The organism is Paenibacillus sp. PCH8 (assembly GCF_002968835.1).
GTDB lineage: Bacteria > Bacillota > Bacilli > Paenibacillales > Paenibacillaceae > Paenibacillus.
In genome coordinates, this window is record NZ_PKQK01000001.1 from 1,311,045 (window position 1) to 1,336,844 (window position 25,800).

A 25,800-nucleotide genomic window follows, 5' to 3' on the forward strand; every position below is an offset into this window, starting at 1 on the left:
GATGGGCGGCGAAATGTCATTCGACCGGATTCCCCCGCAGAACCTGGAAGCCGAACAGGCCGTGCTGGGTGCAATCCTGTTGCAGGGTGAGGCCCTGATTACAGCGATGGAACGGGTGCAAACCGAGGATTTCTATGATAAACCCCATCAATTAATCTATGAAGCGATGATTCAGCTTGGCGAGGGAAATCAACCGATTGACCTCGTGACACTTACTTCTCTTCTGAAGGATAAAGGTGAGCTGGAGGACATTGGCGGCGTAAGTTATCTGTCTAAGCTGGCCCATGGTGTACCTACAGCCGCGAACGTAGACTATTACGCTCAGATTATCGAAGAGAAATCGATGCTGCGTCGCCTGATTCGTACGGCAACACAGATCGTGAGCGAAGGATATACAAGCGGCGAAGATGTTGCAGGGATGCTGGGAGAAGCTGAACGTCGCATTCTGGAGATCTCCAACCGTCGCTCCAGTAGTGGTTTTATAGCCATCCAGGACGTACTGATGGAAGTATTCGACCGTGTGGAAACACTTCATCAGAATAAGGGAACCACAACGGGGATTCCGTCTGGCTTTATCGATCTGGACAAGATGACTGCCGGGTTCCAACGTAGCGACTTGATTATCGTCGCGGCTCGTCCTTCTGTAGGTAAGACGGCCTTCGCCTTGAACATCGCTCAGAACGTCGCTATTCGTGCGCAGGAGACGGTTGCCATCTTCAGTCTGGAGATGTCAGCTGCCCAACTGGTGCAACGTATGATCTGTGCAGAAGCTAACCTGGATGCCAGTGTGATGCGTATGGGTGATTTCAAGGGTGATGAAGACTGGCAGAAGCTGACGATGGGCATTGCTGCCTTGTCAGAAGCCAACATCTATATTGATGATACGCCGGGGATTACGGTAGCTGATATTCGTGCCAAATGCCGTCGTCTCAAGAAAGAGAAAGGCCTTGGCATGATCCTGATCGATTACCTTCAACTGATTAGTGGACGTGGTAAAGCTGGGGAGAACCGTCAACAAGAGGTATCCGAGATTTCACGTACCCTGAAACAGATTGGCCGGGAACTGGAAGTTCCGGTTATTGCCTTGTCCCAGCTGAGCCGGGGTGTAGAGCAACGTCAGGACAAACGTCCGATGATGAGTGACTTGCGGGAATCAGGTTCGATCGAGCAAGATGCTGACATCGTAGCGTTCCTGTACCGGGATGACTACTATAACCAGGATACCGAGAAGAAGAATATTATCGAGATTATTATCGCCAAGCAGCGTAATGGTCCGGTAGGTACGGTGGAGCTGGTCTTTCTGAAAAACTTTAATAAATTCGTCAATTACGAGAGGGCGCACAATGACGCCTTTGCGATGTAGCGGACAGGCGCTATGCGCTCCGATCAGGGGAGTAATATTGTCTGTCCCGAAGATATCTATGATTAGAGTATATGAACTCAAGCAAGGGTTATAAATACCCTATATAGATTCGCTATGAAATAGGATTTCATGAACCGGTGATCGCAGTCAAGCAAGCTTAGACTGAAGTCTCCGGTTTTTTGTGTCGATATATTGGCTTAATTCCGAACATTATAGTTGTACTATATCTAATTGTTCGCCATTTGATTTGACTTTGAAAATGGGGACTGGTACACTAATACTGCTGCGTTAAAGCAGCACAAACCTTCCCTTGAATGTAACGGAAGGAGCTTTTCACTGTCCGTTAGCACGCTTCTCCGCCGGTTTTTTGCGATAAAAATTCCTGCCGGGATAGAGGACGGACAGACCAATACAAAGGTGCGCAAGGCACCCACGGAGGAATGTTAACTATGTCAACGGTAGTTGTAGTGGGAACGCAATGGGGAGACGAAGGTAAAGGTAAAATCACGGATTATTTGGCGGAGAGCGCTGATGTAGTGGCTCGTTATCAAGGTGGTAATAACGCGGGTCATACGATTCTGATTGATAACAAAAAATATAAACTGACGATGATTCCATCAGGTATCTTCTACACGGATAAAGCGTGTGTCATTGGTAACGGAATGGTTATCAACCCGAAGGCACTCATCGAAGAAATTAATTATATTCATGATAATGATTTTACAACAAAGAACCTGTCCATCAGTGAGCGTGCACATATCATTCTGCCGTATCACATGGTACTGGATGCACTCGAAGAAGAGAGCAAAGGCCCGAACAAGATTGGTACAACGGGTAAGGGTATTGGCCCATGTTACATGGACAAATCAGCTCGGATCGGCATTCGGATGGTTGACCTGCTTGATGCTGAAGAGTTCGAACTGAAATTGCGCCATCTGGTCAAAGAAAAGAACCGGATCATCCAGCAAGTCTACAACGGCGAGCCTGTTGATGTGGAAGAGATTCTGAAGGATTATCTGGGATACGCAGAAATTCTGCGTCCTTACGTACGTGATACATCCGTTGTGCTCAACGAATACATTGATGAAGACAAAAAAGTATTGTTTGAAGGCGCACAAGGCGTGATGTTGGACCTTGATCAAGGAACTTATCCGTTTGTTACTTCTTCCAATCCATCTGCCGGTGGCGTATGTATCGGTTCTGGTGTAGGCCCTGCTCGTATCCAGCAAGTTATTGGGGTAGCGAAAGCCTATACGACGCGTGTAGGAGATGGCCCATTCCCAACGGAACTGCATGATGCCATCGGTGACCAAATCCGTGAGACTGGACATGAGTACGGTACCGTAACTGGACGCCCGCGTCGTGTGGGTTGGTTCGACAGTGTTGTTGTTCGCCATGCACGTCGTGTTAGTGGGATCACAGGCCTTTCTCTGAACTCACTGGATGTGATGTCCGGTCTGGAAACGGTGAAAATTTGTACGGGGTACAAATTCCGTGGCGAGATTATCACACACTATCCGGCAAGCCTCAAAATGCTGGCTGAATGTGAAGCGGTATACGAAGAACTTCCAGGCTGGAGCGAAGATATCACTGGAGCGAAGAAACTGGAAGACCTGCCAGTGAACACACAGAACTATGTAAAACGTGTGTCTGAGCTGACGAATATTCCAATTGCCATCTTCTCCGTTGGTCGTAATCGTGAGCAGACGAATCAGGTTCTTCCTATCTACGAATAATTGAACCGATAAAGAGAGATTGTTTCTTGAATTATAAATGATGTTAGTCTGCCGATCTCAGGCAGGTTAAGCCTCCAATTGTTGCTTTTATAGCGATGACTGGAGGTTTTTTGTATACTTTTCGGATATAATCCCGAGATTTCCGTCAATACTGGTTAACAGTAGAGTCCAGACCCCGACATGCACATGCTAGACGGGTGGGATAATCGGAGGGAGAAACGGACATGAAGTTGCTTGTGTGGTTTGTCAAAATCGTGCTAACCGTATTGTTGGTCAGTTCACTGACCCTGCTTACGACCGGATTAATTGTACAATCTTATGCGAAATCCCTGCTCGCGAGTTTCAATATTCAATGGGAAGGTCAACCGATGGGACTCACTGCCATGTTCCAGGGTGCGCTCGGTGGCAAAGCCAGTGAGGGAGACCAACCGGGAAATGGCACGAAGGATCAGCCGACCGGAGCGGAGAAGGAACAGGTTCCGGAAGATGCCATATCGGTTATGGGGAACGGGTCAGAGCGTGGTAAATCTGGCGTAGACGTAGGCAACGGTACGTCCCAGAGCAACAGCCCGACCACTGAGAGCGAGGGAGCGGGTTCGGGAACAGATTTGGACGGAGGCTCAAGTTCAGGTACCGATTCAGGAAAAGCGGAAGGTAGCGGTTCAGCAGCTTCAGGAAACGGAAACGGAAACGGAAACGGAAACGGAGCAACCAATAGTGGTAATGCTTCCACAGGTAATGATGCCATCGTAGTATCGCCGGATGATATCACAGGTGCGAAGGATAAACTGCCAGTGGAGGAGAAGGAAAAGATTTTCAGCCTGCTCATGAACAAGCTGCCGCAGAAGGAAATGCAGCAGATCTCGGGTGCGATGGAAGGTGGTTTGACGGAACAGGAACTGCGTGACATTGAACAGGTGATCTCGAAGTATCTGACCAGTGAAGAATACGATAATCTCATGGAGGTTCTGAAAGTGGAGTGATATATAGATGATCCTGTGGCAGTCATAGAATAAAGGCAATCGTTAACGGAAATCTTCATCAGAGTTAATCTGGTGAGGATTTTCTTTTGTGTTTTTACGAAAATAAAAGCAGGTTTAAGTGGGTCTTAGAACCTAGTCTTAAATAGGGATTGAAAGTACATAATACAGCGGAAGTTGAGGCATACTGGGGGAAGGAATAAGTCTGTTAACTTATGGATGTTTCAGAGAAACCAGGAGTGGCGCGGCTTTGCTTGTGACGTATAAAGTTGAAATGAGTGTAAAATCTGTGTTAAAGTATACGGGTGTGATAAAAGGTTAAGATTTTGACACTTTTAAGAGCGCAGCTAAAGTCCTGATTTGCGGACACCCAAAACAAAAGTATTCAACGAGCATGGGACAACACGATGGGTGATGTCCTGACAGAAATGCGAACTGAGAAGTGCTGAAAAGGAGAGAATCATGAAAGGTTTCAGAGGCATACGCCAACCGGGCAAAGACCGGGTACACGAACAATCCGGAGAACACCGGACGGCCGAAGACAAAAACAACATGAGCATGTCCAACTTCAGTCTAAATAAGAAGCGCGTTCTGGCCTCGCGCAAATGGATCATTACAGTAGCATGCGGTGTGTTCATCGCAGCATCGGCTGGATTCGCGGGCAATCAATATGTTACCGCCAACACGGTCCCGTATTATAAGGTACTGGTTAAAGGTAGCGAGATTGGTACCATTGCAGATGAAGCGCTATTACAGCAATTGTTTACAGACAAAACCGAGGAATATCAACATAAATATCCGGATGCGGAAATGGTGCTGAACACGGATGGCATCACGACCGAAACGGTAAAAGCGTACAAACCTGAAGTGAACAGTGATGAAACGCTGGATAAACTGAGCCATATGCTGACGGCTTATGCCAAAGGTGTGGAACTCAAGGTAGACGGTGAAGTTATTGGCATTGTAAAGGATCAGGCAACCGCAAACGCGATTCTGGAACAAGTTCAAAACCAATACATATCGGCGTCGGCTGTGCGAAGTTCGCTGAAGACGAAGTCGGTATCGGCTAACTCCTCGAAGAAAGACGAGGGACCGAGCACAACACTGAAGTCGGTAGGTATCAAGGAAGATGTGGCGACGGATGTAGTGAAGGCTGATCCGAACAAAATATGGGATGTGTCCGAGGCGGTTAAAGCTTTAACCGTTGGTAAAGACGCGCCTGTAACTTATGTTGTTCGTGAAGGAGATACGATCTCTTCGATCGCTTCCAAGTATGAAATTACACAAATCGAGATTCGCAAACATAACCCAGGTATTAAGGAAACGTCTCTGCAAATTGGAGACGAACTGACCCTGACTGTGCCCAAACCAGCCGTTACCGTTAAATCGGTTGAGCAGGTTATGGAGCAGATTGAGATTAAACCGCAAGTGGAAGTACGCAAAAGTGCTGAACTGAAAGCAGGCACAACCAAAGTCGTGCGTCCAGGACAAAGCGGATTGAAAAGTATGCAGTACCGTATTACGAAGGAAAACGGTGAAGTTGTTCAGGAAGAGTGGCTTGGTCAGGAAGTGATCAAGGTAGCCGTAACCGAAGTGGTTCTCAGCGGAACGAAAGTCGTTGGTGAAGGTACAGGTGAATTTGCTTGGCCCGTATCGAATGCATCCATGAGCAGCAGCTATGGACAGCGTTGGGGTCGTCAGCATAAAGGGGTCGATCTGGTAGGTAATCGGGATGTGAAATCAGCCGATGAAGGCGTGGTTACTTTTGCAGGACAGAAGAGTGGCTATGGGAATGTCATCATTATTAACCATCGTAATGGATATGAAACATTGTATGGACATCTGGACAGTATCGGTGTAAAGGTTGGACAAGTGGTTGAAAAAGGGGAGAGCATCGGCGTTATGGGTAACACGGGGCGCTCGACCGGGACACATCTGCACTTCGAAATCCTGAAGAACGGTACAGCGGAGAATCCGATGACGTATCTGAACTAATATAGAGCTTGAATGAGAACAAGGTTGGCTGAGAAGCTGGCCTTTTTTTTGCTGCTGAAAAATATCTTCAATGAAAGACCTCCAAGCCCCAGATCGGGATGTGACGGTGCTTCAGGTATGTTAAACTATAAACTATACACAACAAGGCATATAAGTTGAACTAATCATTTACACGATAACGGAGAGGACAGAAAAAACCTGAAAAAGCGAAGCTTTCGCCTAAAAGCTTTCTGAAAGAAAGCTGCATCGGAAGCATACGCTATCCCCGGATTTTCCCTTGAGAAAAGGGAATCGAAAAAATCTGGGGGTAACAGTGATTGGAAGGTTGTTCTGTCATCGTAGTGTGAGTGTAAATAATCGTTAGTTCAACTTATATAGAGAAACCAATCAACCAGGCTTTGGTATAAGCTGAACATAGAAGAGAGATATAAGCCGCTAGCGCGGATCAAGCAGGATATAGGGGTGAATTCAGCCGATGCAGGGAAAGATTTTGGTGGTGGACGATGAACAACCCATCGCGGACATTTTGAAGTTTAATTTGGAAAAAGAGGGATACGAAGTCATCTGTGCATTTGATGGCATTCGTGCAGTTGAACTGGCGTTATCCGAGAAACCGGATCTGATGCTGCTGGATCTGATGCTCCCGGGCAAGGACGGTATGGATGTATGTCGCGAGGTGCGTGCTCATCTGGAGATGCCGATCATTATGCTCACAGCTAAGGATGGCGAGATTGACAAGGTGCTCGGACTGGAGCTGGGTGCGGATGACTATGTAACGAAGCCATTCAGTACGCGTGAGCTACTCGCAAGGGTGAAGGCACAGATGCGCAGACGGCAGAAGCCTGCTAATACGGCAGAGGCGCCAGAAGATGAGGAAAGACAGGTCATGAGGCTGTTCGATCTGGCATTTGACATGGACATGTACACGGCTTACAAAGGCGGGGAGCCACTGGACCTGACCCACCGCGAATACGAACTTCTCTATTACATGGCGAAACATTCCGGTAAAGTCATGACACGGGAACATCTGCTACAAGCGGTATGGGGTATGAGTATTTCGGTGATGTACGTACGGTGGATGTAACCATTCGCCGACTGCGTGAGAAGATTGAGGAGAACCCGAGCAAACCGGAAACGATTCTGACTCGCCGCGGGCTGGGTTATCTTGTGCGTAGTGCCAAAAGCGTGAGCATATAATGAGCCGATTCTCGCGATTCTCGTTCTTCCGAACGATTCAGGCGAAATTGATTATTATCTATGTACTGCTGATCCTGATTGCGATGCAATTGATCGGCGTTTATTTTGTGAGTGCGATGAAGAACTCACTGACGAGCAATTTTACGGAAGATCTGCAGGCGCGTGCGGAGATGTTGTCGGTTCTCGTAGGCGAGACGATGGCGAGTGGAGAAGTAGAGGCTGGCGAGGACAAGGCGGAAAATCTGCGCGTGCTGGTGAACAATCTGTTCAACATTAACGGTGCCGAGATTCAGGTACTGGATGCCAGTGGCAAAGTATTGACAACCTCGCTAAGTTCTCATTCGGATTATGTTGGGCGCAAAAATACCCAGACCGTCGTTAGCCGTGCGCTGCAAGGCATCCGGGACAATGAGGAATATATCGTAGACGAGGATAATGTTCGCAAAAAGGTTGTCGCCAAGCCGGTTCTGTCCGGCGGCAAAATCATTGGTGCGGTCTACATCGCGGCATCCATGAACGAGCTGTATTCTACGATGGAGGGTATTAACAAAATCTTCATCTCCGGTATCCTGATTGCCCTGGTGTTAACGGCGGTGCTTGGCGTCATTCTGTCCCATACGATCACACAGCCCATTAAGGAAGTAACTCGAAGGGCGACAGCTGTCGCAGAAGGTAACTTTGATCAGCAGACACCTGTATTCGGCACGGATGAGATTGGTCAGCTCAGTCGGGCTTTTAACTATATGACCAGCAGGCTTCGGGATGCACTCTCTCAGAATGAAGAGGAAAAGGAAAAACTCACCTCCATCCTGACCAATATGAGTGATGGCGTGGTAGCCACGGACGAGTATGGCAAAGTCATTCTGGTCAACCGTCGTGCCAGTAGCATTCTGGGTATGCGTCCTGCGGATATTGAAGGAAGGCATTTTGCTATATTGCTCGGCATTGATCCGGAGGATGCGGAAGCTCTCGCGAGTGGTTTCACAGGTTCAACGCTGTTACAGATTGCACCAGCGGGGCAAGAAGAGCCTGTGGTCATTCGTATGACGTTCACACCGGTTCATCGGCGTGAGTTGGGGATTACCGGAACCATTGCTGTGCTTCAGGATGTGACGGAGCAGGAAGAGCTGGAAGCATCCCGACGTGAATTCGTGGCGAATGTATCCCATGAGCTTCGTACACCCTTGACCACAATCAAGAGTTACGCGGAAGCATTAGATGATGGTGCACTGGAGGACCCTCAGCTTGCCGGGCGCTTCGTGGGCGTCATTCAGAATGAGACGGAGCGGATGATCAGGCTGGTTACGGATCTGCTTCATTTGTCCCGGCTCGACTCCAAGGAAGCCCTGCTACGCAAGCAGCCAACCGACATTCTGGAGATGTTGGAGGAAGTGACGGATCGATTCTCATTCCAGATGCAACAGAAGGATATTCAGTCTGTGCTGTCTGTGGAGAATGATATTCCGGCTATTCCGCTGGATCGCGACCAGATAGATCAGGTTCTGGATAATGTCGTGTCCAATGCGCTGAAGTATACGCTGGAAGGCGGCACCATCACGATTACAGCCAGACGCAGTGACGAACATGCATTTGCCATCTCCATATCGGATACGGGAATGGGTATTCCACAGCGGGATCTGGATCGTATTTTTGAGCGGTTTTATCGGGTGGACAAGGCTCGTTCCCGCAGCATGGGAGGCACAGGGCTGGGACTGTCCATTGCCCGGGAAATTGTGAAGGCACATGATGGCAGCATCTCTCTGGAGTCCGAGGTAGACGTCGGTACAACGGTAACGTTCACGCTGCCGATGCGGGAGAAAGGGGGTGAGCACCATGAAGGAACGGATTAAATCCCTGGTGCTCGCTACCCTTGTTGTAGCTAGTCTGGTGCAGAGCTATTTCCTGATCTACCGTTTGCCGGGAGGTGGAGATTCTATTGTGACCTCCGAGACGAACTATGTGAAAACGGAGAATATGGGTCAGGAACGTAATATTGAAGAATTGATCTTCCCAGATCAGATGATTATTCATCTGGGCGAGGATAAACATACCGTGTTCTACCCTGGCAACACGTTCTATCAGTTGATCTATTCCCGGTTACAGGGGCGGGCGTTTGATGATTTTCAGCGCCGGAGTGTGCAATCCGTGAACTGGAATCAGCTTCGCAAGGAGAACCCCGGATTTGAACTTTCGTTCAAGGAAGGCATACCGGTTGCGTTGTTGCAGCGGGTAATGCGTCTGGGTACAGACTCTCTCTTCCAAGGGGAGACGATTAACCGGATCTCGATCTATACGGCAAAAAACGAAACAAAAGCCCATGCACTGTTCTTCAGTGCCAAGGGAGACGTTGTATATGAAGCAACACAGGCAGACCTGACGGTACAAGACGTGCAGCAGCATGTCGACTTTGGTACGAGCTGGACGCCATATACGTTGATGGACGGTGGATATTATATCCCGGCAGAAGCGCTGGAGACGATTGAAGCCGTTGTGCCTACAGGCCAGTTCACTGTGGAGCAGATGCAGCGTAGCCTGTTCTTCGATCCAAGCATGACCCGTAATATTCGGGAAAAGGATGGATCGGAGATCTACACGGACAGCAAACGCAGTCTGCAAGTGAAACAGGAACAGCGCTGGATCAGCTATACCGATCCGGCTGCACCACCTGCGGGACAGATTGATCCAGCCAAGGATGCGCTGTCCGCAGTTGATTTTGTGAATCAGCATGGCGGCTGGAAAGGAAGGTCGCGCATGATGTTGAAGACGGCTGACAGCAAGACACAGCTTCAGTTCCAGCAGTATTACGGTAGCTTCCCGATTTTGGATTCGATGCAGTTCCGCTTCGGCACGATCAGTATGGAGATGCAGCAGGAGACAGTGTCCAGTTATGAACGATCACTGGAATATCTGAATGAAGGTGAAGAGACGAAGAAGTCGGTGAACTTGCCTGGTGGTGATAAGCTGAAGGCTCTAATTAAAAAGGTAACGGGCAAGAATCGCCAGGTCGTGGATGTGTATCCGGCGTATCGTCCTTCTACAATCGAGGACGGACTGAAGCTGATCCCGGTATGGGTCATCCGCTTCGGTAACGGTGAGGAAACCACCGTATCTTGATAACGGCTAACGAATCTGACACGCCTTAAATGCCGAATTAGCCTTAAATGCAAAATCTAACGAACCTCAGCGACGTTATTCCGGCAGAAAACGAGTGAAAACCGATGGAATGCCTACAAATGATAGAAATAACTTCTCTCAGATTCGTTAGATTACAAACTTGCGGAAAATAGGGCAAATAAGGCGTGTGGAGTTCGTTAGCGAGCAGGTAACGTGGATAGAGATCAATTATCCAAGAGTGTTTGAAAGTATTTTAGCCAGTTAAGTGAGAGAGGTGAAAGTTTTGGATTGGGGACGGGCGAAAAATGTGTTGATCTATGCCTTTCTGCTGCTTAATCTGGTGCTGGGATATCAGATCTGGATGGATGCACGGGAGACGGCCGGAGCCAATCTGGACTTCACCTCACTGGCAGATAATACGCAGCAGGCGATGGAAGAGAAGGGCATTCAGGTGCTGGCTCCCATCCCGAATGAAACGCCGAAGTTGCCCAAGTTGTCCTATGAGTTCATTGAAGAGGATAAGGCGGGCGTTGATGTGGAACTGGAGCAGCCTGTAGATAGCAAGCTGATCTTCTCGCAGAGCGAGCTGGAGGATGCACTGCAAAGTGAGATACCGCAGATCGGCACCTATCGGCTGGATCAGCTGATGGCCGTGGACGGGGCCTTTGTGCTTCATCCGCTTGTGGATGGCAAGTGGCCGCTCTTCAATGTAAGTCTGGAGCTATTCTACAGCGACCAGAAAATAACGGGTTACCGTCAGACTCCGGTGCGGATTACGACCGCAGAGGAGAGCGATCAGCAGGTGCTTCCGGCGTCGAAGGCGCTGGGAACGCTGATCGAGAACTTTTTGCCAAATGATGCGATTGTCAAAGATATTCAGCTGGGCTATTACGGCCAGTTGTTCAATTCAGATATACAGGTGGCGATGCCGGCATGGCGGTTCGTGCTGGAAAGTGGCGAAGTGTTGTACGTGCAGGGCATCAGTGGGGATGTATTCAGTCCCAAGACAGACAAACCAGGGGAGTAATGCGTTATGGGGATATATTTTACCGTGTTATCCAGCGGTTCGACAGGCAATGCCACGGTCATTCAGCATGGAGGCACATCTCTCATGATTGATGCAGGTCTAAGTGCGAAGCGACTGGATGCACTGTTTCAGGAAAGGGAGATTTCTGGGGCAGAGCTGGACGGGATTCTGGTTACACATGAACATTCTGATCACATTAAAGGACTAGGCGCGATGTCTCGGAAATATAATTTACCAATCTATGCGAATCTGAATACGTGGGCGGCGCTGGAGAAGTCGGTCGGGAGCATTCCAGAGGAGAACCGCAGGGTGTTTGAAACGGGTGAAAAGCATGATTTTGGTTCATTGCGCGTGGAATCTTTCGGCATCTCTCATGATGCGGCTGAACCGGTAGGGTACACGTTCGATGATGGCAGTGAGAAACTGTCGGTCGCAACGGATCTCGGCTATATGAGTGACAAGGTCCGCGATGCGATTGCGGATTCGGACGTACTGGTGCTGGAGGCGAATCATGATGTCGAATTGCTGCGCATGGGACGTTATCCGTGGAACACCAAGCGCCGAATTCTGAGCGACATCGGGCATTTGTCGAACGAAGCGGCTGGGGCAGCGCTCAGTGAACTGATGAACGGACGCATCAAGCGCACGTATCTGGCACATCTTAGCCGGGATCATAATATGATGGACTTGGCGAAAATGACCGTGCGCGACGCGATGGAGAGCCGTGGATGCTTTTATCAGGATCATGAGTTCAAACTCTGTGATACGTATTACGACCGTCCTACACCATGGGATAGGGTGGGTGAGCCATAAAGCTGTCTAGTTCGGCGGCTTTGCGCTCTACTTCCTCACGAGTCAGGATGCCTTTATCAATAAGTAGTTCAATGATGGTACTGAGTGCGAGGGTATTACGATAGTGTTCTTCCTTGAGATCGGCCAGCTTGGCCGCCATATGGACTTCATCCATTGCAGTAATTGTACGTGTACGATCCATGTATACATCCTCCTTCTATGAAGCTTCGAATTGTCTTTTACTATTATTGTAGTCAGGCTTGGTGGAAAACATTCCTCTTTTTGCCGCTAACATTTGTGTGGTGGGGCGTGTATGCTGAATCTGTGACCATGCAGGAGTGAAAAAGTTCTTCTAAATTGCCAAAATGGCGCTTAGCGGACCGGGTTTTGTGGTGATAGATACTATGGACCTTTATTGTTAAACGCGTTATAGCGGAAATTTGCGTTAATCTACGTAATTATGCAACTTTTTAGGATTTGACGTGTTTAGTATAGTAGGAGTATTGTGATTTTGGCTGTTTTGCGTGTGAAATGGCATGTCGTAGAATGCGAGAGCATGATTGATAGAGTCACTGACAGGATGGCGTGTCCATTCTGTTGTACATAGACGCTGTATCTCGATTTGATATTGGGGTGCGGCGATATGAAAGACCATTTTGTGAAAATGCAAAAAAGCATGAGAAAACGAGAGATATTCAAGGTTCGCACGTAACGGAAGGCACAGAACGAAGCTGGAGAAGCGTAACGTTCGCCTGAAAGCTTTTGATAGAAAGCTACTTAGAGCATACGCTATGGACAATTCTTCTTTGGAAAAGGGAGTCCAAAAGAATTGGTGAATGACAGCAATTGGAGGCTCATCTGTGACTGGAGTGTAGAACGTAAGAACATCATCGTTGATCCATGCGACAACTTAGGCGGCAGTCAGGGTCTTGATGCGTGACAACGAAGGGGAGAGGATCACGATGGGATTGTTTGGAGACGATTTTTATTCAACCAAAGTATCAAGACGCGCCGAACCTGAACAGAAAGGCAAACTTCAGATCATTCGCCCTGGAGGCAGGGCACGTGGACGTGACCGCTGGAGCAATCCGCGCAGATCGCGTTCGGGAATCAGCTCCACAGTCAAAGTAGCTGTAATCAGTTCGGTGATCAGCTCCATCGTGACCGTCACGCTGTTTAGCTTCATTATGCAGCCCACATCGTTACCGCTGGCTAATGCTACAGGTAATGGTGGAGGCGGTGGACAGACATCCCAGATCGCTGATCCGTATGACCGGATTATTCAGGCAGCGGCGCATGTTCGTCCATCTGTGGTGAGCATTGTGAATCACAAAACAGGCAGCAGCCTGTCGATGGAGGATTCCGCACTGGGCTCAGGGGTCATTTTCAAAAAGGAAGATGGCAAGGCCTATATCATGACCAACCACCATGTGGTGGAGGGTGCGAGTGATCTGGAGATTGTGACCGTGGACGGAGAGACGCACAAGGCAAAGTTGGTCGGTAAAGACCGCGTGAGTGATATTGCTGTATTATCCGCAGAGGATAAAGGGCTGGGTGCAGTGGCAGAGATCGGTGATTCCAGTAAGCTTCAGCGTGGCCAGACGGTACTGGCGATCGGAAATCCGCTCGGTCTGGGCGGCACGCTGACATCTGGTATTGTCAGTTACACCGATCGTATTCTGCCCGTATCGATTAATCAGGACGGCGTATACGACTGGGAGCAAAATGTGATCCAGACGGATGCGGCGATTAACGAAGGCAATAGCGGCGGAGCATTGGTCGATCTGAACGGCAAAGTGGTCGGCATTAATACGATGAAGATCTCGGACACAGGCGTTGAGGGTCTCGGCTTCGCCATTCCGATGAACGAAGTGATGAGAACCGTTGATTCTCTGCTCTTGAACGGCAAAGTATCTCGTCCGTATCTGGGCGTATACACGGTGGATCTGAGCAATCCCTATGCACCACTAGATGATGAACAGCGCAAGGACCTGAAGCTGCCATCCCACGTGGACAGCGGAGTTGTTGTGCTGGAAGCATCGGGTCCGGCATCCGAGGCGGGTATGAAGCTAAATGATGTCATTACAGAGTTTGATGGGCAAAAAATCACCTCTACGCTCGATCTGCGGAAATATCTATACGATGAGAAAAAGATTGGGGATACCATTGAAGTGACCTTTTACCGGGACGGCAAAGCGGAGAAGGTATCCGTGAAGCTGACGGATAAGCCAGAATAGGGAATGTTTAACGGACTGTGTACCGTTGCTTGGATTGAAAGAGGGCAATGCTAGAGGAGTGATCAGATATCTGACCACTCTTTTTTAGTTGGTAGTTAAGCAATATGTATATGATTGGACCGCTCGTAATTACATAAGTCAGGGTATCTAAATAACACTGTCTGTACTAGGGATTGAGCGTGCTCGTTCGACAGGAAATGAGTAGATTAACCATTTTTATGTTCTCATGATCAGTTAGACCCGGAGCCAAAGGAGCAGATACATCAGACTCGGGCTGTGGTAAACTGTTGTCAATATGTTGGAGACGGTCGCTAGTACAAATAACATCGGTTTGTCGATCACATTTTTTATTTCAGAAAGGAAGGGGTATTTGTAATGAAAAGGTTGAGGAAAAAGATGCTTGGGGGAACGAGCTTGGTACTGTCCCTGTTTATGCTGTCTGCCTGTGGATCTGAGGTAGCTACAACAGGGGCATCTGTGGATACAAGTGCTTTGCAAGAGAAGATTGCAGGACTTGAGAAGAAACTGGTGGAGCAGGGAGCCAAGAGCAGAAAGCAGGAGCAAAAGATCGCAGCGCTTGAGGCTAAGTTGAGTGAGCTGAGTACGACGGTGATTGCGGTAGGTGAAGCTGGTGGCCAAACACCTGTAGTGCCAGGGAACAATGGGTCGGCGGGGAAAGGCGACGGGGTGTTGATTACGTTTGCCCAGTATGAGAAGCTTGAGGTTGGCATGCTGGTAGAAGATGTTATCGAGATTCTAGGCGGCGAAGGTGAAGCGCTGAGTGAAGCGGAGAATATGGTGGTATACAACTATAAAGGCACAGCCGGCAATGGTGCCAACGCTGTTATTGCTTTTCAAGGTGGCAAGCTGTTAACGAAGGCTCAGTCGGGATTGAATTAAAATTAGTATTGGATTTGAAGAATATGACCCTGTGGAATGAAGCACATTGCAGGGAGGATGAGTTATATGGGAAGGCCAATCAGAAACTTCTGGTTGGCTTTTTTGTGATTTTATAAAGTCTGTGAGTAGCGAGGAGATGTTATTTGATATAGATTTTTCTGGATAAATGACTTGACACATGCGGTTAGTTGTAACTATAATGAGTACAAATATAAGTTGTAACTATAATAGTTACACATAATGATTTGAAGGGGGATTATTATATTAAATGAATGTTAATGTTAGTCGAAACAATTGTACAACCAGACTATAGGGGCGGAATAAGAAATCAACAAATCGATTGCTAGATACATTGTTATTGATAAACGGCGACGACATAAAGAGAGGGAGATCAATTAAATGTTTACGAAAAGATCATCAGTGGGCGTTATGCTCGTTCTATGTTTCATGTTAATTCTGAGTGCTTGTGCGGGTACAGCAAGTAAAACCGAAACTTCGGCAGAATCTTCATCCAATGCTACGGGTGCTGAAAATACAAAGAGTGAGGAAACAAACATATCAGCGGTGGAGCTGAAAGTGACCACCTATAATCCTGGGGGAAACAGCGTTTTTGGTGTTTCATCAAACTCGATTGAAGGCCCAACTGAAGTCGTGCTCGTTGATGCCCAGTTCCAAAAGAATGATGCCGAGCAATTGGTCAAAATGATTAAAGATACGGGTAAAGAACTGACCACCGTATATATCAGTCACAAGGACCCGGACTATTATTTTGGTTTATCGGTAATCCGTGAGGCGTTCCCTGATGCGAAATTTGTTGCCACTCCAGCAACGGTGGAAGGAATCAAGGAAACAATTCAAGTGAAGAATGACTATTGGAATCCGATTCTGAAAGAAAATGCACCAACTGCACAGATTGTTCCGGACGTCCTTGAGGGTGCTCAATTTACCGTAGATGGGGAAGCCGTAGAGATTATCGGTCTAGATGGTTCTGATCCGTCCCATACGTTCCTGTGGATTCCTTCCATTAAGACTGTTCTTGGTGGCGTTCCTGTCTACGAAAATTCGCACGTCTGGATCGCAGATAACCAAACTCCAGAGAGCCGTGACTACTGGCGCCAACTGCTGGACCAAATTATTGCATTGAATCCAGAGCGAGTGATTCCAGGTCATTACCTGGGTACCAGTGTCGGGGATATATCCAGTGTTACGTTCACCCGTGATTATATTGCTAAGTTTGAAGCAGAGGCAGAGACAGCCAAAGATTCAAAAGAACTGATTGCAGCCATGGAAAAAGCATATCCGGACTTTACGAATACAGGCGATCTGGAGACGAGCGCTCAGGTAATTAAAGGCGAAATTTCTTGGCCTTGAGTCTAACGATGGACTTTTGGAAAGGGTATAAGTAAAGGGCAAACATCCTTATCCTGTTATTCGGGAGGGATGTTTTTGCTTTCATTAGGCGTGTAGGGGTTTCTTTTCGGTGGCAGGTGTGATAGAACTGAGAAGTGGCTATCCTGTAATGGGATACGCGGTTGTGAATCGGGAACATAGCTGGTTACAGAAAGGATGCTTAACGGATGTACGTTGTATGCAAAGAACACGTGGACATTGCCATCGACATGTTTGTCGATGAGTATGAGGACGCTCCAGATATCGTTGATCTGAAGGAGACGGAATTTGCCGACTGGGACCCGCCTGCGAAGTGCGCCGAGTGCGAACAGCATGCGGAATTCCTCGTCGTTTAGCGTACTGTAGGAATTAGGTGGACGGAGGCGTGACTATAGGTGGCGCTTCTGGCTGGCTTTCCATCCGGTATGAACATCACAGTAAGATGCAGAGAGAGCGTGATGAGCGCTCTTTTTGTCTTTGTGCAGGGAATTGGTGGGGTTGGTAGGCAACGAAGTAATTAGGGACGTGGGTGTGAATCGTCCGAGTAGCTCTAACGAACCTGACGGACCTTATTCGTGGCAAATACCGACTGGTTGAAATCTAACGAATCGTAGACACGTTATATTACTGAAAAGGCCTCAAGAGAGGTGGGAAGTGCTCGTTTTGACTGGGATAGCGTGTTTCAGATTCGTTAGATTTTAAAGGAGCCGAAATGAGGCTGAATAAGGTGTGTGTGGTTCGTTAGAATTTGGAGAAATGTGTAGTATAGGTATACTACAGTTGGAACGAACGATGCTGTGAAGCATCTTACTTATAGAATATTGCGCAAGTAAGATAATTTAGGAGGAATGATTTTTCGTGTTTATTCAGATTATTGGCGTAGGCAAATTGAAAGAAAAATATCTCACGCTGGGCATTCAGGAATATGCCAAGCGGCTCGCCCCGTACATCAAGTTTCAGATGATCGAGGTCGCAGACGAAAAGGCGCCCGATACCCTGAGCGAAGCTGAGGTTCGGGCGGTGAAAGAGCGCGAGGGCGAACGCATCCTCGCGCATGTGAAGAGCGAGGCGCATGTGGTCGCGCTCGCTTTGGATGGCCAGCTCTGGAGTTCAGAGGAGCTGGCAATGGAGATCGACAAGCTCGGCACGTATGGGACGAGCCATGTCGTGTTTGTCATCGGAGGAAGCCATGGGCTCTCCGATGAGGTGTTGCGCCGTGCGAAGCAGCGCTTGAGCTTCGGGCGCATGACCCTGCCGCATCAGCTTATGCGGCTGGTGCTGGTAGAACAGATTTATCGCGCAGTGAAGATAAATCGGAATGAACCGTACCATAAGTAGGGATAAGCTAAAAATGAAAATCCAGTATGATCTAATGTTTAACATAAAAAAACACCTCCAAATGGTCTCTTATATCTTACGATATAGTTGACTTTTCTTGGAGGTGTTCTGATTTACTTCATGTTAGGGACGGTTATTCGTTACTGTACTTTGAGCAGATTCAGGATCATTGTAATGGCTTCTGCTCTGCTTGCTGTCGCATGAGGTGCGAATAAGTTGTTTCCAATTCCTTGAGTAATTCCTGCTTCTTTAACGGCTTGAATAGCTGGCTTTGCCCATGTTGGAATATCGTTATCATCTGCAAAATCTGTAGAATCTACGGTTGCCAAGCCTGATCCATATACCCGAGCAATCATTGCTGCCATCTCCGAACGTGTGATGTTAGCGGTTGGACGGAAAGTACTATCGTTGTAACCAGTCACGATCTCGGCCGCTACAGACTGAGCTACGGCTCGTTGTGCCCATACGCCAATGCTGTCGTTATCACTAAAGCTGAGCGCTTGGCCATCTCCTGCCGGCTTGAGGGCATTCATTAGCATCACTGTAAATTCAGCACGTGTAATCTTTGCATTCGCTCGGAACGATTTATCAGAATAACCTGTCACGATTCCTTGGTCTACAGCTTGATAAATTTGTTCTTCTGCCCAGTGTCCTGCGATATCAGAAAACGCTATATCTGGCTGCTTATCTACGATCAGTACAGCAAATTTTGCAAGGCGATCGACTGCTGCGGTAATGGTATTGCCATTTGCTTTACCACCAATCTCAATCCAGCGTTGTTGATTTTCATCGTAGTAGTAGATAGAAGCATGCTGCCCTTCTTTTACTTTGCTAGCATCGAATTGGAATGTCAGAGTGACGGGCTTGTTGAAGCTGCCCGGGACATTACTCAATAGCTCATACACGGGGCTGACGAAGATGATTCCTTGTTGTTCAAGCGCTGCAATGTCCTTCAGCTTTTCAATAGTCATCGTGAGAGGTTGATCTGCGGCTCCACTTGGGATGGATACAGTAACCTCTCCACCGAGCTTGATCTCGCCATCTCGACCAACTGGCACTGTAATGGTTCCATTCGTTGAGGTAATCGGCGTTGTTGGTGTTGTCGAGGCACCACCACTTGATGTTCCATTGCTACCACTACCACCATTACTACCACCACCATTACCGGTCGGTGCAGCTGCACGAGTAACGGTAATCGTGTATACTGTTTGAGTCCCTTTTTGCGAGATTACAGTAACGGTAACGGTATTTGCTCCGACCACAAGATTCTTGTTTCCTGCCACTTGAACGGTAGCAGCGGAATCGGATGTTGTATGTGTAACTGCAACGGATGTTTGAGTATAGGGGATACTTACTTCATACGGACCCGTTTCGTATGAAGCAAAGTCTGTCACCGATGTTCCATCCACTTGGAGATCGGTTAAGTCTGCATCATCTGGTGTGCTGTCATTTACATAAACCAATAAATTTTGTGGTAAGCCTGAATCAAACGCGAATGTCAAAGTTGCAGCTATGTCTACTTCTAGGGTATTCAAATATTCTTTTTTGAGTGTAACGCTAGATCCATCGACGGTGTAGTCTTGATTCTCTACTAATGTGGTTGCTTCATTCGTAATGCCTGTGAAGGAATGACCATTCAACTGTAAACTTATCGTTTTGTCTGTGTGATTTTCATCTTGTACATATTTATCATATACAATATCTATAGGATCTATTTTGCTGTCTATTGTAGACATCATAAGAGTGTGATCATCTCCAGCAGCGATTGCTGTAACCTTTTTTGCGAATTCCATTTTCTTAGGGGTTAGCTCATTATTGGTAGTTCCAAGTCCTAATTTCCCAGCCGTCCCTGCACCAAAGGCATAAACTTCGCCATCTGCGGTTAAGACGAAGGAGTTCTCGCTTCCAGCAACAATCGATTTTACTGTAATATCGTTTACAGCTTCAATTCTTTTAGGGCTGGACTGATTTATTGTATCGCCGTGTCCTAATTGCCCATAGTTATTGTTGAGGCTAGGGTTGTATTCATTACCACCAAAGGACAACACCTTGCCATCTGTGGTTAAGACGAGGGAGTGAGCTCCTCCAGCAGCAATCGCTGATATATCTGTTAAACCAGCGATTTTTTCAGGTCTAAACTTATTTATTGTATTACCATGCCCTAGTTGTCCAGAGCTTCCTGCGCCAAAGGAATAAACTTCACCATCGGTGGTTAAGGCGAGGGAGTGATTTCTTCCAGCAGCAATTGCTTTTACGGTAACATGGCTTAGAGCGTCAATTTTTTTAGGGCTAGTCTGAGTTCCGCCATATCCTAATTGCTCATAGTCATTTCTACCAAAGGAATAGACCTCACCCGTCACAGATAAGGCAAGCGAATAATCCTGCCCAGCAGCAATTGCTGAAATCTCTGGTAATCCCTCAATTTTCGTTGGCGTATTCTTCCCGCTCCAATCACCATGCCCTAATTGCCCAAAGTTGTCGTTAACACCACCACCGCCAAAGGAATAGACGCTACCCGTAACCGTTAAGGCGAGGGAGTGAGACCTTCCGGCTGCGACTTGTTTGACTTCAGCTAAATTAGCAATCTTTGTAGGGGTGTGTTTACTACCTAGATCACTACCGAGCCCTAGTTGTCCAGAGTTTCCTGCCCCAAAGGAATAAACATCGCCATCTGTGGTTAAAGCGAGGGAGTGATAAGCCCCTGCAGCAACTCCTTTAATGTCTTGGAGGTCCTCGATCTCATGCGGAATCGTTGTATTGTAAGCCCAAACGCCTAATCTCCCATTGCCCTCAGCCCCAAAAGAGTATATGCCTTGCATAGATGCTGCAGAGACATGTGTGGAGTGGGTCAACATGGGTTGAATGATGCTGACTAGTAATGTGACAATGATTAATTTTGAGAAAAAACTTTTTTTAGATTTCTGTTTTAAATCTCGGTTAGAAAAATACATTCTATATATACCTCCTATTTATTGGTTAGACTTTTTTTATAATGCAGCTTCGCTATCCTCCCGTATTCAATCCATGGTCTACAAACTTCATTGAGTATATAAGAAGCTGAATAATAGCGTATCAACCGAAAGGTTGACATGCTGTTTTTTAGATAAATTTCACCATAAATTCTGATCGAGCTTCAGAGGGGATTCCCTGCTCTCTTTTTGCAACATCAGAGCCAGACTGGAGGAATATCTCCTTGGGGAGATGAAATGTGATAAGATAGATAGACAGATGGTTGCTCTACATAACTTCCTAAAATGTGATATATAACGAGGGCTGACGACATGAGTCAAACTGATGAGAAAAGTTTAGAGGAATGGATGACGAGTCCTTTACATGATTTGAAATTCGTAGTACATTTGTTCGTTGCATTAACGGATATGGTGTATAAGATGCATAAGAACAATGAGATTATCGGATTATTGAATCCATCAAATATTAGAGTTCAAATCGATGCATCCGCAGCTAAAATAACAGAGATTGTCGAGTCAACTTTTGTTTATAAATCTCCTGAACAAACAGGGAGAATGAATCGCACACCAGATCAACGCAGTGATCTCTATGTACTAGGCGTTATTTTCTATGAAATGCTCACGGGTCAGCTCCCTTTTCAAATACAAGACGGGAATGATTGGGGCTCTGTACATATTTCAGAGTCTCCTCATCCCTTGGTTGAAATTCGATCTGAGCTAGAAGGACCGCTTGAAACGATAATTCTGAAGTTACTGGCAAAGTCGCCTGAAGATCGTTATCAGAGCGCATATGGTTTACTTCAGGATTTGCAACATTGTAAAAAAATGCTTGAAAAAAGTGGTGCGATTCATCCATTTGAGGTAGGCAAGTTTGACAAGGCTAGCATATTTACAACGGGGCACGCACTCTTTGGAAGAAGTACTGAATTAGAACAGCTTCAGGCGGGGCTAGAGAAGGCGTTCTCAGGAAGCTTTGTTAAGATGTATGTTACAGGCAGTGAGGGAGTAGGCAAGACTGCGCTTATTGGGCATTTTAAACAAAGTGTTATAAGGCAGGGTGGTCAATTCATCGAGGGGAAATGTGATCCGATCAGTGAGGATCATAGGCCATTTGATCCTATCTTGCAAGTACTTCGTCAATGGATAGAGCAGCTCTGGAGTGAGCCAGCCTCGAAAATTAATGCTGTAAAGAAACGGCTTAATCAATTACAACTATTGGAACAAGAAGTCCAATTGCTTGTGGAGATTCTTCCGGAAGTTAGTGTATTGTTGAAAAATAATAGGAACAGCTTTGCTGAACGTTTTTCAGATGCGGAAGTTGTGATCAGTAAAGTTCTTTCTTTATTGTTGAGGTGTTTTGTAGAGACGTTGCAACCGTTAGTGATATTTCTGGATGATCTGCAGTGGGCGGATGATGGAACATTAGCAATTTTGGAACAGTTAATACATAACGAATCGTTCACAGGCTTGATGTTCGTTGGTGCTCAGCATACGCCGGTTATGAATAATCGAGTGGAATCTATAGCGTTAAGTGCGTTATATTACGAAGATGTGAGGCAATGGTTGTCTCATATTGTTCATGAGGATACAACCCGTACCCGGTTGCTGGCGAGAACGATATATGATCAATCGGAAGGTAACCCCTGTGTTATGAGGATGCTCCTAGATCGTTGGTATGCAGACAATAAGCTGTATTACGATGAGAAGCAGCATCGATGGATGTGGAGTGAAGAGATTAAGGGTCAAATGGATGAATCATCAGAGAGCTTTGAGCTGTATAGGACAGGCGTGGGTAGACTGTCTGATGATACCAAGCATCTGCTGCGGATCGCAGCAGCAATAGGTTCAAGCTTTTCGCCGGTCATACTTGCCCAAGTTTCAGGGAATGCCCTGACAGATACCCTTCGTCTACTCCAACCTGCAGAGATAGAGGGAATCATTTGTTATGAAGATGAAGAATCCACAGAGAACACGGATGAGAGAAACTATATGTTTTTACATGTTCAGGTTCAGCAAATGGTATATCAAACTGCTGATGGCAAGCAAAGTGAATGGCATTTGAAAATTGGGCGTGTTCTGCAGCGATATAGCCCGGATTGGCCCAATGACGTCATGTTCAATGCAGTAGATCAATTAAATTTAGGTATGAGCGAAATGAATGAGGAAGAGAAGTTGGAACTTGGCCATTTTAACTTTGATGCTGGAACCAATGCTTATTATGACAAGAAGTTGGAAGAAGCCAAGAAATATTTTGAAATCGGTTTGGATCTTGTTGTAGAAAAAGGTAGTGAGCCCGATTTAATTGCTTGCGAGATTATTTTCAGACTAGCTGTATGTGAGCATATAGGCGGGAATACAGAGCGAGCAAAGGCGCTTTTTGATCAATTAATGAATCAAAAACATAAGCTAAATAAGATTGATCGTGCAATGCTTTATTTGTATCAAATAGAGATGCGTACCTTTGATGATAGTGAGTTAGCCATTCAAATGGGGAGAGAAGCACTCTTGGAGTTAGATTTGATCGTACCGAATAAGGTTTCCAAAGGGACTGTACTTAAAGAGGCTCTGCTTACACAAATTACCTTAAATAGAATGCGTAATAAGCTGCATCTCTTGCCGATGAATGAAGATGAAGATTATATGGCTATGTCAAGGCTCATTATGGGTCTTTCTGTAGCTCTACTCATCTATAATCCTCAATTGTACATTGTCTTATGTGCCAGATTTATTCGCTATGGATTAAAACGGGGCACCAATGAGTCCTTAATGGTCATTGTGGGTGGTTATGAAATATTTCTACAACGCGGAGCACCGGGTTTATACCAAGCTTTTCCGAGCCAAACACTTGATTATCTGAAAACGACTACTTTTGTCAATACAGATAACAATTATCGCATTTCGTATGTAATCGGACTATTCAAGCAATTGGAGCATCCTCTGGAAGCGGCAGGTTATTTAGAGAAGACGATGCGAAGAGCACTAGAGTCTGGAGATACATCGGTTACGAATTTGGCTATTATTACAATTTTAGTTACGCATAACGACAGTGTAATTACTTTATCTAAACGACTCGCTTTCATTGATAATAAGGTAAGAGATATCCTGGATGATAGAACGCTTAGTCTCTACCGGAATGCCAAGGAGTATTGTGAAGCTCTACAAGATGAGATGCAGCAAGAACGATTTGTTTCTGTAGGTAGAGAAGAGAATTGGGAGCAATATGATAATTATAGCTGTATTAACAAGCTTGAAGTGGCCTACCTTGCAGGTAGGTATACGGATGCATTAGGCTGGGCTGAGCGGGGAATGAAACAAGAATTAGATTTAGACTGGATCCAAAATCGAAAATTGCGAGTGTATAGGGCTTTATGTCATGTTGCCATCTATCGCAGCGCGAGCTTGGAAGAACAGCGTCATACAAAACAACACTTAAAAAAGTTATCTCGCAAAATGAATACATGGATTGGTTATTTAGGCCGAAATTCCTCAGCACATCTGCTGATCCAAGCTGAATGGAAGCGGCTAATCAGAGATAAGACTGATTTGCGCCAAGATTACGAGGCTGCAATTAAGCAGGCCAAAGAAGAGCAACATGGCTTAATGGAAGCCATATCTTGCGAGCGGCTTGCGGATTATTATATGGAGATTGGCAGCACGAATGGAGCAGCTATAATGCTCATGGATGCTTGTATGGCCTATTCGGTCTGGGGGGTAACCGCTAAAGTAAATCAAATTAAGCATAAGTATCCTGATTTATGGTGGTTTGCATCTAAGGAGCAGGAAGAATCGCCATATCATACGAAGATTGCGCCACAGGAACAATCTCCATTCAAGGAGTTGGCTGTTGCAAAGGGCTTGTCGTATGATTCTGAGGAAAAACTATTAGAACAAATCGTAAAATGGCCAAGTGAGCAGGACACTAATTTGTTGGAACAGTTTCTCGTAGCCACAATTCGCCAATTGGGTGCAGACCGGGGATATGTCTTCGAATATAAAAGGGGAAACTTCCGGATTGAAGCTGAGACTGCGAGAAGTAATCGAACTGAGATCTCTAGCTTGTATCCAGAGTATATTCTTCGTCATGTTGCTATGACGGGTGAAAGTGTAATACTAGGTGATGCTACCCGGAGTTATTATGTGAAAGACCCTTATGTTGCAAATGCAGCACCTTGCTCTATTCTCTGTGTTCCTATACGTTTTCCAAGAAGCAAAGCATCCTTGCTACTATACTTGGAAAATACACAAGTGACAGATGTTTTTGTAGAAAGAAGTTTAAGAGTGCTAGAGCTTATGATTACTCGATTAATATATTTATATTTACAGGAGGATTCTTCTCCAGAAGCAAGAGGTGTTAATCCATCCGTTGTGAAATCTAACGATTCACAGTTACTTGTTGAGCCATTTACGAATCGTGAAGTTGAAGTGATGGTCACTTTAAATGAAGGTTTGTCGAATAAGGAAATTGCAGTGCGCTTAGGTATAACCGAAGCAACGGTAAAAACACATATTGTTAATATATATGGTAAGCTCGGCGTCAAACGACGCGCACAGGCTGTTATTCGAGCGAAAGAGCTGCACATCGTGTGAACATAAGTAATAGCAATCTAACAAGTGAATAAAAGGTAGAAAACTGATGCTAAATAGCATCAGTTTTTTTGGTTTTCGACATTTTTCTATGGTCTACAACTTTCGGTTGATACATTTTTTGTTCACTTTTACTATGATTCAGTGTGACATGAGTCATATCTAGTCGCATTTTGAAA

General features: G+C 46.3%; 16 protein-coding genes and 1 pseudogene. 15 read left to right on the plus strand and 2 right to left on the minus strand.

The features are described from left to right. Position 1: 1 nt before the first annotated feature. The 9 genes and pseudogenes from dnaB (at position 2) to C0Q44_RS05960 (ending at position 12,225) form a co-directional block, all read left to right on the plus strand. On the plus strand, positions 2–1,363 hold the full coding sequence (gene dnaB, locus C0Q44_RS05920) for a replicative DNA helicase (RefSeq protein ID WP_105406433.1): 1,362 nt from the start codon (positions 2–4) through the stop codon (positions 1,361–1,363). Between the two features lie 449 nt (positions 1,364–1,812). Next, complete coding sequence (locus tag C0Q44_RS05925; RefSeq protein WP_105406434.1) at positions 1,813–3,099, plus strand: adenylosuccinate synthase; 1,287 nt, start codon at positions 1,813–1,815, stop codon at positions 3,097–3,099. A gap of 224 nt (positions 3,100–3,323) precedes the next feature. Beyond that, positions 3,324–4,082 carry a hypothetical protein gene (locus tag C0Q44_RS05930; RefSeq protein ID WP_105406435.1) on the plus strand — a complete coding sequence of 253 codons (759 nt, stop codon included), beginning with the start codon at positions 3,324–3,326 and terminating at the stop codon, positions 4,080–4,082. Between the two features lie 459 nt (positions 4,083–4,541). Further along, on the plus strand, positions 4,542–6,074 hold the full coding sequence (locus C0Q44_RS05935; protein ID WP_105406436.1) for a peptidoglycan DD-metalloendopeptidase family protein: 1,533 nt from the start codon (positions 4,542–4,544) through the stop codon (positions 6,072–6,074). Between the two features lie 475 nt (positions 6,075–6,549). Then, positions 6,550–7,271: pseudogene (gene yycF, locus C0Q44_RS05940) on the plus strand (response regulator YycF). Beyond that, positions 7,271–9,121: a cell wall metabolism sensor histidine kinase WalK gene (gene walK, locus C0Q44_RS05945; RefSeq protein ID WP_105406437.1), complete on the plus strand. Its 1,851-nt coding sequence runs from the start codon at positions 7,271–7,273 to the stop codon at positions 9,119–9,121. Before yycF ends, walK begins: the two are co-directional and overlap by 1 nt. After that, a complete protein-coding gene (locus C0Q44_RS05950) occupies positions 9,105–10,385 on the plus strand; it encodes a YycH family regulatory protein (RefSeq protein WP_105406438.1) in 1,281 nt (426 codons plus the stop codon). The genes walK and C0Q44_RS05950 overlap by 17 nt, the downstream gene beginning before the upstream one ends. Positions 10,386–10,668: 283 nt before the next feature. After that, positions 10,669–11,412, plus strand: coding sequence for a two-component system regulatory protein YycI (gene yycI, locus C0Q44_RS05955; RefSeq protein ID WP_105406439.1), 744 nt, complete (start codon positions 10,669–10,671; stop codon positions 11,410–11,412). 6 nt (positions 11,413–11,418) lie between these two features. Continuing rightward, positions 11,419–12,225 (plus strand): MBL fold metallo-hydrolase, encoded by an 807-nt coding sequence (locus C0Q44_RS05960; RefSeq protein WP_105406440.1) that lies wholly within the window; start codon positions 11,419–11,421, stop codon positions 12,223–12,225. On the opposite strand, the gene C0Q44_RS05965 is transcribed toward C0Q44_RS05960, so the two are convergent. Continuing rightward, a complete protein-coding gene (locus tag C0Q44_RS05965) occupies positions 12,194–12,406 on the minus strand; it encodes a hypothetical protein (RefSeq protein ID WP_105406441.1) in 213 nt (70 codons plus the stop codon). The genes C0Q44_RS05960 and C0Q44_RS05965 overlap by 32 nt on opposite strands. Before the next feature lie 760 nt (positions 12,407–13,166). Between C0Q44_RS05965 and C0Q44_RS05970 the strand changes: the two genes are divergently transcribed. From C0Q44_RS05970 to rlmH, 5 genes are all read left to right on the plus strand, one after another. Beyond that, entirely contained in the window at positions 13,167–14,441 is a 1,275-nt protein-coding gene (locus C0Q44_RS05970) for a S1C family serine protease (RefSeq protein WP_105406442.1), read from the plus strand. Between the two features lie 375 nt (positions 14,442–14,816). Further along, positions 14,817–15,341, plus strand: a complete 525-nt coding sequence (locus C0Q44_RS30745) for a hypothetical protein (protein ID WP_258166182.1) — start codon at positions 14,817–14,819, stop codon at positions 15,339–15,341. 399 nt (positions 15,342–15,740) lie between these two features. After that, positions 15,741–16,712: an MBL fold metallo-hydrolase gene (locus tag C0Q44_RS05980; protein WP_105406443.1), complete on the plus strand. Its 972-nt coding sequence runs from the start codon at positions 15,741–15,743 to the stop codon at positions 16,710–16,712. Between the two features lie 206 nt (positions 16,713–16,918). Next, entirely contained in the window at positions 16,919–17,086 is a 168-nt protein-coding gene (locus C0Q44_RS05985; RefSeq protein WP_017691462.1) for a CxxH/CxxC protein, read from the plus strand. 502 nt (positions 17,087–17,588) lie between these two features. Beyond that, entirely contained in the window at positions 17,589–18,068 is a 480-nt protein-coding gene (rlmH, locus tag C0Q44_RS05990; RefSeq protein WP_105406444.1) for a 23S rRNA (pseudouridine(1915)-N(3))-methyltransferase RlmH, read from the plus strand. 140 nt (positions 18,069–18,208) lie between these two features. Here the strand turns inward: rlmH and C0Q44_RS05995 are convergent, their stop codons facing one another. Further along, positions 18,209–21,019 (minus strand): RCC1 domain-containing protein, encoded by a 2,811-nt coding sequence (locus C0Q44_RS05995; protein WP_105406445.1) that lies wholly within the window; start codon positions 21,017–21,019, stop codon positions 18,209–18,211. 330 nt (positions 21,020–21,349) lie between these two features. Between C0Q44_RS05995 and C0Q44_RS06000 the strand changes: the two genes are divergently transcribed. Beyond that, positions 21,350–25,624 (plus strand): AAA family ATPase, encoded by a 4,275-nt coding sequence (locus tag C0Q44_RS06000; protein WP_105406446.1) that lies wholly within the window; start codon positions 21,350–21,352, stop codon positions 25,622–25,624. The last annotated feature ends 176 nt before the right edge of the window (positions 25,625–25,800 follow it).